The organism is Streptomyces javensis (assembly GCF_039525925.1).
Lineage (GTDB): Bacteria > Actinomycetota > Actinomycetes > Streptomycetales > Streptomycetaceae > Streptomyces > Streptomyces asiaticus.
Map to the genome: position 1 here is coordinate 1 of NZ_BAAAIF010000120.1, position 7404 is coordinate 7404.

At 70.8% G+C, this 7404-nt stretch carries 8 protein-coding genes; 5 read left to right on the forward strand and 3 right to left on the reverse strand.

Annotation, left to right across the window (positions count from 1 at the left end; translation table 11 throughout):
• Positions 1–244 precede the first annotated feature (244 nt).
• The 4 genes from ABD329_RS45670 to ABD329_RS45685 are packed head-to-tail and all read left to right on the forward strand — an operon-like array spanning position 245 to position 3447.
• Positions 245–991, forward strand: coding sequence for an amino acid ABC transporter ATP-binding protein (locus ABD329_RS45670; protein ID WP_198281391.1), 747 nt, complete (start codon positions 245–247; stop codon positions 989–991).
• Between the two features lie 17 nt (positions 992–1008).
• A complete protein-coding gene (locus tag ABD329_RS45675) occupies positions 1009–1923 on the forward strand; it encodes a glutamate ABC transporter substrate-binding protein (RefSeq protein ID WP_425574466.1) in 915 nt (304 codons plus the stop codon).
• A gap of 10 nt (positions 1924–1933) precedes the next feature.
• Positions 1934–2578, forward strand: coding sequence for an amino acid ABC transporter permease (locus ABD329_RS45680; RefSeq protein ID WP_198281393.1), 645 nt, complete (start codon positions 1934–1936; stop codon positions 2576–2578).
• Complete coding sequence (locus ABD329_RS45685) at positions 2575–3447, forward strand: amino acid ABC transporter permease (protein ID WP_198281394.1); 873 nt, start codon at positions 2575–2577, stop codon at positions 3445–3447. Before ABD329_RS45680 ends, ABD329_RS45685 begins: the two co-directional genes overlap by 4 nt.
• Positions 3448–3469: 22 nt before the next feature.
• Here ABD329_RS45685 and ABD329_RS45690 read toward each other — a convergent pair whose 3' ends face one another.
• The 3 genes from ABD329_RS45690 to ABD329_RS45700 form a co-directional block, all read right to left on the reverse strand.
• A complete protein-coding gene (locus ABD329_RS45690) occupies positions 3470–5107 on the reverse strand; it encodes a CocE/NonD family hydrolase (protein ID WP_425574465.1) in 1638 nt (545 codons plus the stop codon).
• Between the two features lie 276 nt (positions 5108–5383).
• Positions 5384–5689, reverse strand: coding sequence for a DUF6204 family protein (locus tag ABD329_RS45695; protein WP_309142979.1), 306 nt, complete (start codon positions 5687–5689; stop codon positions 5384–5386).
• Complete coding sequence (locus ABD329_RS45700; protein WP_198282239.1) at positions 5686–6348, reverse strand: TetR/AcrR family transcriptional regulator; 663 nt, start codon at positions 6346–6348, stop codon at positions 5686–5688. Before ABD329_RS45700 ends, ABD329_RS45695 begins: the two co-directional genes overlap by 4 nt.
• Positions 6349–6438: 90 nt before the next feature.
• Between ABD329_RS45700 and ABD329_RS45705 the strand changes: the two genes are divergently transcribed.
• Positions 6439–7224: an ABC transporter ATP-binding protein gene (locus ABD329_RS45705; protein WP_198282238.1), complete on the forward strand. Its 786-nt coding sequence runs from the start codon at positions 6439–6441 to the stop codon at positions 7222–7224.
• Positions 7225–7404: the final 180 nt, after the last annotated feature.

Here is a 7404-nt window from a genome sequence, read left to right on the forward strand (position 1 = left end):
AAACGCTCGGCTGGGAAACCCCAGCCGAGCGCCTGCATAAACTGCTCGCAGCCTGATCAACACAACCACGTGTTGCGACGACTCCTAGAAACCGCCCAGCCCGCCGCAGGCGTCACGATCCCCGGCCCCCGTAGACCCTGTCGGGCGGTATCTGCCCATCGGTGCGTGTCCGTACCCAACGCTCCCCAGTTGTCCGGATAGCTTGCGCTGACCGGGACACAGCGGAAGGTGGGTGGGGCCGGGTATGGCCGTCGGCGAGCCGTTGATCGAGCTGCGCGGCGTCAACAAGCACTTCGGCGCGCTGCACGTCCTGCGGGACATCGAGCTCACCGTCGGCCGCGGCGAAGTCGTCGTGATCATCGGCCCCTCCGGCGGCGGCAAGTCCACCCTGATCCGGACCATCAACCGGCTGGAGACCGTGCAGTCCGGCTCCATCGTCGTCGACGGCCGTCCGCTGCCCGAGGAGGGCAAGGAGCTGGCGCGGCTGCGCGCCGAGGTCGGCATGGTCTTCCAGTCGTTCAACCTCTTCGCCCACCGCACCGTGCTGGCCAATGTGATGCTCGGTCAGACCAAGGTCCGCCGTCGCCTCAAGCAGGACGCCGAAGGGCGCGCCCGTGAGCTGCTGGGCCGGGTCGGACTCGCCGACCAGGCCGAGAAGTTCCCCGCCCAGCTCTCCGGCGGCCAGCAGCAGCGGGTGGCCATCGCCCGTGCGCTGGCGATGGACCCTCAGGTGATGCTCTTCGACGAGCCGACCTCCGCCCTCGACCCCGAGATGATCAACGAGGTGCTGGAGGTGATGCGCCAGCTCGCCCAGGAGGGGATGACGATGGTCGTCGTCACCCATGAGATGGGCTTCGCCCGCTCCGCCGCCAACCGGTTGGTCTTCATGGCCGACGGCGCGATCGTCGAGGACCGTACGCCGGAGGAGTTCTTCCGCGCCCCCGAGAGCGAGCGCGCCCGGGACTTCCTGTCCAAGATCCTCAAGCACTGAGCCGGGTGATGACGGACATGAGGCGTCTGCGCCGCGCGACCGCCGCCCTCACCACGGCCCTGGTCCTGCTGCTCATGCCCGGCTGCGGCAAGGAGGGCAGCCCGCCCGCCAAGGGCCCCCGGGCCGAGAAGCTGCCCACTTACAAGGTGGACACCGAGTTCCGGCTGCCCGCCTCGCCCACCTGGCGCCGGGCCGAACGCCGCGGCCATCTCACCGTGGGGGTCAAGGAGGACCAGCCCTATCTGGGCGAACGGGACCCGGCCACCGGCCGCTACTCGGGCTTCGACATCGAGATCGCCCGCATGATGTCCGCCTCCCTCGGCTTCGCCCCGAGCACCATCCGCTACCAGACCATCGCCTCCGCCAACCGCGAAACCGCCCTCCAGAGCGGCCAGATCGACTACTACGTCGGCACCTACACCATCAACCCGCTGCGCAAACGACTGGTCGGCTTCGCCGGGCCGTACTTCATGGCCGGTCAGTCGCTGCTGGTGCGCACCGACGAGGACGACATCCACGGCCCCGAAGACCTCGCGGGCAGGACCGTCTGCTCGGTGGCCGGCTCCACCCCGCTCCAGCACATCCAGGCCGACTACCCCAAGGCCCACGCGGTCGCGTACGACACGTACTCGGTCTGCGTGGACAACCTGCTCAGCTTCCAGGTGGACGCGGTGACCACCGACAACACCATCCTGCTCGGCTACGCGGCCAAGGCCCCCGAGGAGCTGAAGGTGGTCGGCCGGCCCTTCTCCAAGGAGCCGTACGGCATCGGCGTGCCCAAGCGGGACAACGCGCTGCGCTTCGCGCTGGACGACGCGATCCTCTTCCACGAGCGCAACGGCGACTGGAAGAAGGCGTACGACGCGACCCTCGGCCTCTCGGGTGTGCCCGCCCCCAAGCCGCCGCCCATCGACCGCTACCGCACCGGCTGAAGGCCATCCCATGGACGTGCTCACCCAGAACTTCGCGCTCTACGGCAAGGGTTTCCTCGGCACCGTGCAGCTGACCGTCTACGCCTCGCTGCTCGCCCTCGCGCTCGGCATCCTCATGGCCGCGTTCCGGGTGGCGCCGGTCGCCTCGCTGCGCGCGTTCGGCACCGTCTGGGTGACGGTGCTCCGCAACACCCCGCTGACGCTGCTGTTCTTCGCGGTGATGCTGGGGCTGCCGCGCTTCGGTCTCGTGCTGCCGTTCACCGTCTTCGCGGTGATCGCGCTCGGCTGCTACACCTCGGCCTTCATCTGCGAGGCGGTGCGGGCGGGCATCAACACGGTGCCGGTGGGGCAGGGCGAGGCGGCCCGCAGTCTGGGCATGACGTTCGACCAGACGCTGAGCGCGGTGGTGCTGCCGCAGGCGTTCCGTACGGTCATCCCGCCCATCGGCTCGACCCTGATCGCGCTGGCCAAGAACTCGGCCATCGCCGGGTCGTTCAGCGTCACCGAACTGCTCGGCACCTACAAGCCCCTCAACGAGCGGGGCTACAGCATCGTCTGGTCCTTCGTCTGGATCGCCGTCGGGTATCTGATCATCACCCTCGCCATCAGCGCGATCTTCGCCGTGCTGGAGCGGCGCTGGGGAGTGCCGCGATGACCGCCCCCTCGACCACCAGCGCCCTCTACGACGTCCCAGGGCCCCACACCCGGCGGCGGCACCGGATGTACGCGCTGGCCGGGACGGCCGTGCTGCTTGCCCTGCTCGGCTGGATCGTCTATCTCCTCATCCACACCGGCCAGTTCGCCCACCGCAAGTGGATGCCGTTCGAGTACAAGGGCATCCAGGAGCTGCTGCTCAACGGGCTCGCGGGCACCCTCAAGGCGTTCGGCATGGCCGCGGTCCTCTCGCTCGCCCTCGGCGGGGTGCTCGCCGCCGGGCGGCTCTCCGAACACCGCCCGCTGCGCTGGACGGCCACGCTGGTGGTGGAGTTCTTCCGGGCGATGCCCGTGCTGGTGATGATCTTCTTCGTCTTTGTGGCGCTGCGGGTCCAGCCGCTGCCCGCCCTGGTCACCGGGCTGACGCTGTACAACGGCTCGGTGCTGGCCGAGGTGTTCCGGGCCGGGGTGAACTCGGTGGACCGCGGCCAGCGCGAGGCGGCGTACTCGCTCGGCCTGCGGAAGACCCAGGTCATGATGTCCGTGCTGGTGCCGCAGGGGGTGCGGGCGATGCTCCCGGCCATCATCAGCCAGCTGGTGGTGGCCCTGAAGGACACCTCGCTCGGCTTTCTCATCACCTACGAGGAGTTTCTGCACGCCGGAAAGCTGATCGCGTCCAATCTCGACTACGACCTGCCGTTCATCCCGGTGGTCATGGTGATCTCACCGATCTACATCGGGATGTGCATGCTGCTGTCGTGGTTCGCCAACTGGGTGGCCAAGCGGGAGCGGCGCAGTGTGAAGACCCGTCAGGTCGAGGTCGCCGCCGCCGAACCGGCCGCCCCGATGCCGGGGGACACCCGCGGCTGAGCCGGGGCGGCCGGAGGGCGTCTCAGTTGCGGACCGGGACCGTCAGATGGGACGGGTCCGAGTCCGGCGACGAGAAGGTGAGATGGGCGCCGTCGGGGTTGTGCTCGATGTAGAGCGGGTCGACGGTGTCCACGACCAGCGCCAGCCGGTGACCCGCCGGGACGTCGTACGCGGTGGAGAACAGCTCCAGGTCCACTCCGAAGGGCGTGCCCGGGGTGCGGTCGTGGAAGGTGAACGGGGCGTGGGTGATGAGCTTGCCGACGCCCAGCGGGCCCACGTCGTACAGATACGCCACCGCCGTACCGTCCGAGCGGTCGCTGGTCACGGTGGTGTGGAGCTTCACGGTGCCGCGGACGCGCTGCTCGTCGGCGTAGGTCCCGGTCTGCCAGACGGCCGCGTAGGACCGGGGCAGCAGCGGGATCGAGGCGAGCGGCGGGAGCTTCAGGAACTGGTCGAGGGCGCCGCCGAGCAGCACCGTTCCGGCGTTGGCACCGGAGTCGCGGTTGGCGGTGACCTTCTCGGTGGCGGCGAGCGGGACGCGGCGCTGCTCGGAGGGGACGGCCGACCAGCTGGGGTAGCCCTCGTAGTCGGCACCGTCCCCCGTACGGGACGTCAGCTGCACCGGCTGCTCCCTGTCGATGCCGTTGCGCTCGCCCTTGAGGTAGCGGTCGAGCCACTGCCGGGCGTGGGTCCAGGTGGTGTTGGGCAGTCCGAGCAGCCCGGTGAGTTCGGCGGTGGCGTGGTCACCGGGCCGCAGCTCCAGCCGCTTGGGGCCGGTCAGCTTCTCGAAGAAGTCGGCGTAGCTGTTGGGCGGGAAGATCGAGTCGCTCCAGGAGTTGCCCAGCATGATGGCCGCGCCATTGGCGTTGATCCGGTCGAGGTAGGTGGCGGCGGAGCGCTTCTTGCCCCAGGCGATCAGATCCTTCTCCTTGGCGAGGTTGGAGGAGAAGAAGTCGTCGAGGATCTGCTGGAACTCCTCGCTGGGCCGGCCGGTCAGCGTCCCGGCCCCGGCGAGCAGCCCGGCCGCCTGGGCGTGCTGGGTGCGGCCGCTGTAGATCGAGCCGACCAGGTCCGCCCAGCCGCTCATGGCCACCACGGTCTTGATCCGCGGGTCGGCGCCGGCCGCGAGCAGGCTGATCCCGGCGCCGTAGGAGAGTCCGGCCATGCCGATGTGGTCGGGGTCGGCGGGGGTGTTGGCGAGCGCCCAGTCGATGGCCTTGGACGCGTCGGCGATATCGGGCGGTCCGGCCGTCTCGATTTTTCCGCCCGACTGCCAGAAGCCGCGGGTGTTGTAGGTCAGCACCACATAGCCGGTTTCGGCGAGCTTCTTGGCCTGGGCGAGATATTCGACCTGGGGCAGGGACCAGCTGGTGGGCAGGACGACGAGGGGGAGGCGGTGGGAGGCGTCGGCGTTCGCGGGGGCCACGACGTTGGCGGCCAGGTTGACGCCGCCGTCGCCGGGGATGTCGACGAAGCGGATGGAGACACCGGAGGAGGTGGCGGTGGAGGCGGCGGTGGAGGTGGTGGCGGCCGTGGTGGCGGCCGGGGCCGGTGCCGCGGCGGCGGTGGCGGGGGCGAGGCCGAAGGCCGCACCGGCCAGGACGGTGACGGAGATGGCGACGGCGGTCGTCGGGCGAAGGGCTTTTCGGGCAGGGGTCACGATGGCTCCTGGTGGGGGATGCCGTGGGGGCAGGGGGAGCGCCGGCGCTTGTGACCTGACGGTAACTCGGGTGTTTACCGGCGGTAATAGCGCGGTAAGTTACGCATGGGTAACGATAGAGGGCCGAGGTTGGCTGCCGGGGTCGGCCCGGCCCGGGGCGCTATCCGGGGGGCCGGATCCGCCAGGGTCCGGCCCCACCCAGTTCCGCTGGTGCGGAAGGTCCGCCGATCGCTGCCTTACGTCCCGGGCGAGCCCGCCCCGGGCCGGGCCCTGGCCCTACGTGCCGCCCGCCCCGCGAGGCTTGCGGCGGATCTTGATGTTCCGCATGTCCGTCACACCGATCCGCAGGATCCGGTGCGGGAAACCGTGCGCGGTCAGCGCCGCGATGGCCCGCTCGGTCGCCTCCTGCTCGCCGTCGTCCGGCTCCGCCGGAACCTCGCAACGGAAGGTGAACGCCGAAAGGCTCCGGTCGCAGGTGAAGGTGCCCGCCTCGGTGAAGGCCACTTGGAGGGAGTCGACCGCGTCGCGCAGCGCCTCGCGATCGTCCTCGCCCAACTCCTCGAAGGCACCCCGGATCGTCACTCGGAACACGGTCGCCCCTCCCGTTCCTCTCGTATGGCGTAGCCGAGCATCGGAGCGCCCAGCATCTCCTCGACGGCGTCGAGGAGTCCGGTCACGGCCTCGGCGATGGCGTCCGGGCGCTCGCCCGCCGTGACGCGCCGTCCGATCTCGCCGAGGATCAGTGAGTGATAGCCGCTGATCTGGGCGGCCACCACGCGCGGCAGCGGATCCTCCGGCGCCGCGCCGGTCTCCTCGGCGAGCACGGCGGCCAGTTCGTCGTTCATCCGGTGGCCCAGCTCCTCCAGCCGGGCCAGCAGTGTGGGGGCGGCCCGCATCATCGCGAAGAACGGGCCGAAGCCCTCGGTCAGCCCCAGTGAGCGGTCGCGCCGCGCCACCTCCTCGCGCAGCCGGTCCAGCACCGCCTGGGCGGCGGACCGGCCGGGCGGGCGCTCGCGCACGATGTCGGCGAGCCGCCGCGGGGACGCCTGGTCGGGCGGCAGAACCAGATCCTCCTTGGCCGGGAAGTAGTTGTAGACCGTGTTGACGGACACCTCCGCGGCCTCGGCGACCTCGGCGACCGTGACCCGGTCGAAGCCGCGCTCCAGGAACAGCCCGGTGGCCACGTCCGCGATCCGCCGGCGCGTTCGGCGCTTGTGCTTCTCCCGCAGTCCTTCGCTCATGGCCGTAAGTGTAGCCCGCTGCAAACTTGCTTCCGCCTGAAAACTTTAAGTCGATTGCAAGCTTGGGGCTCGTTGTGCTCTGATCGGGGCATGTCCTCATCCGTCATCCGCGTTCGCGGCCTCACTCGCACGTTCTCGCTGGGCCGCGGCCAAGGCCCCGTGCACGCCGTCCGCGGGATCGATCTGACCGTCGGCCGGGGCGAGATCCTCGGCTTCCTGGGCCCCAACGGGGCCGGTAAGACCACGACCCTGCGCATGCTCACCACCCTGCTGCCGCCCAGCGGGGGCGAGGCCGAGATCGCCGGGCGCGATCTGCTCCGCGATCCGGCGGGCGTGCGCCGGCGGATCGGCTATGTGGCCCAGTCGGGCGGCCTGGACCCCGGGTGCTCCGTACGCGAGGAACTGGTCACCCAGGGGCGGCTGCATCTGATGGCCAAGGGCGCGGCGGCCGGGCGTGCCGAGGAACTCGCCGGTGAGCTCGGGCTGTCGGGGCTCATGGACCGCCCGACCGCCGCGCTGTCGGGCGGCCAGCGCCGCCGGGTGGAGATCGCGCTGGGCCTGGTCAACCGGCCCGAGGTGCTCTTCCTCGACGAGCCCACGACCGGTCTTGACCCGGGGAGCCGGGCCGAGCTGTGGGACCTGGTGCGGCGCGTCCGCGCCGAGCACGGCACCACGGTCTTCCTCACCACCCACTACCTGGACGAGGCCGATGCGCTCGCCGACCGGATCGTGGTCGTGGACGCCGGGCGGATCGTCGCCGAGGGCACCTCTGCCGAGCTCAAGGTCCGCTATGCGGGGGATCCGGCCGCCAGCCTCCAGGATGCCTTCCTGGCCATTACGGGGCGGGGCGCGGCCGAGCAGCCCCTCGCCATCTAGGTGTGTCCGGCGGGCCATGACGCCTGCGGCGGGCTGTCCCCTCCCCGCCCCTTCCCGAAACCGGGGCTCCGCCCCAGACCCCGTGCCGGGGCTCGGCCCCCGACCCCGAGCGGGGGCTCTGCCCCCGACCCCGTGCCGGGGCTCGGCCCCCGACCCCGAGCGGGGGCTCGGCCCCCGACT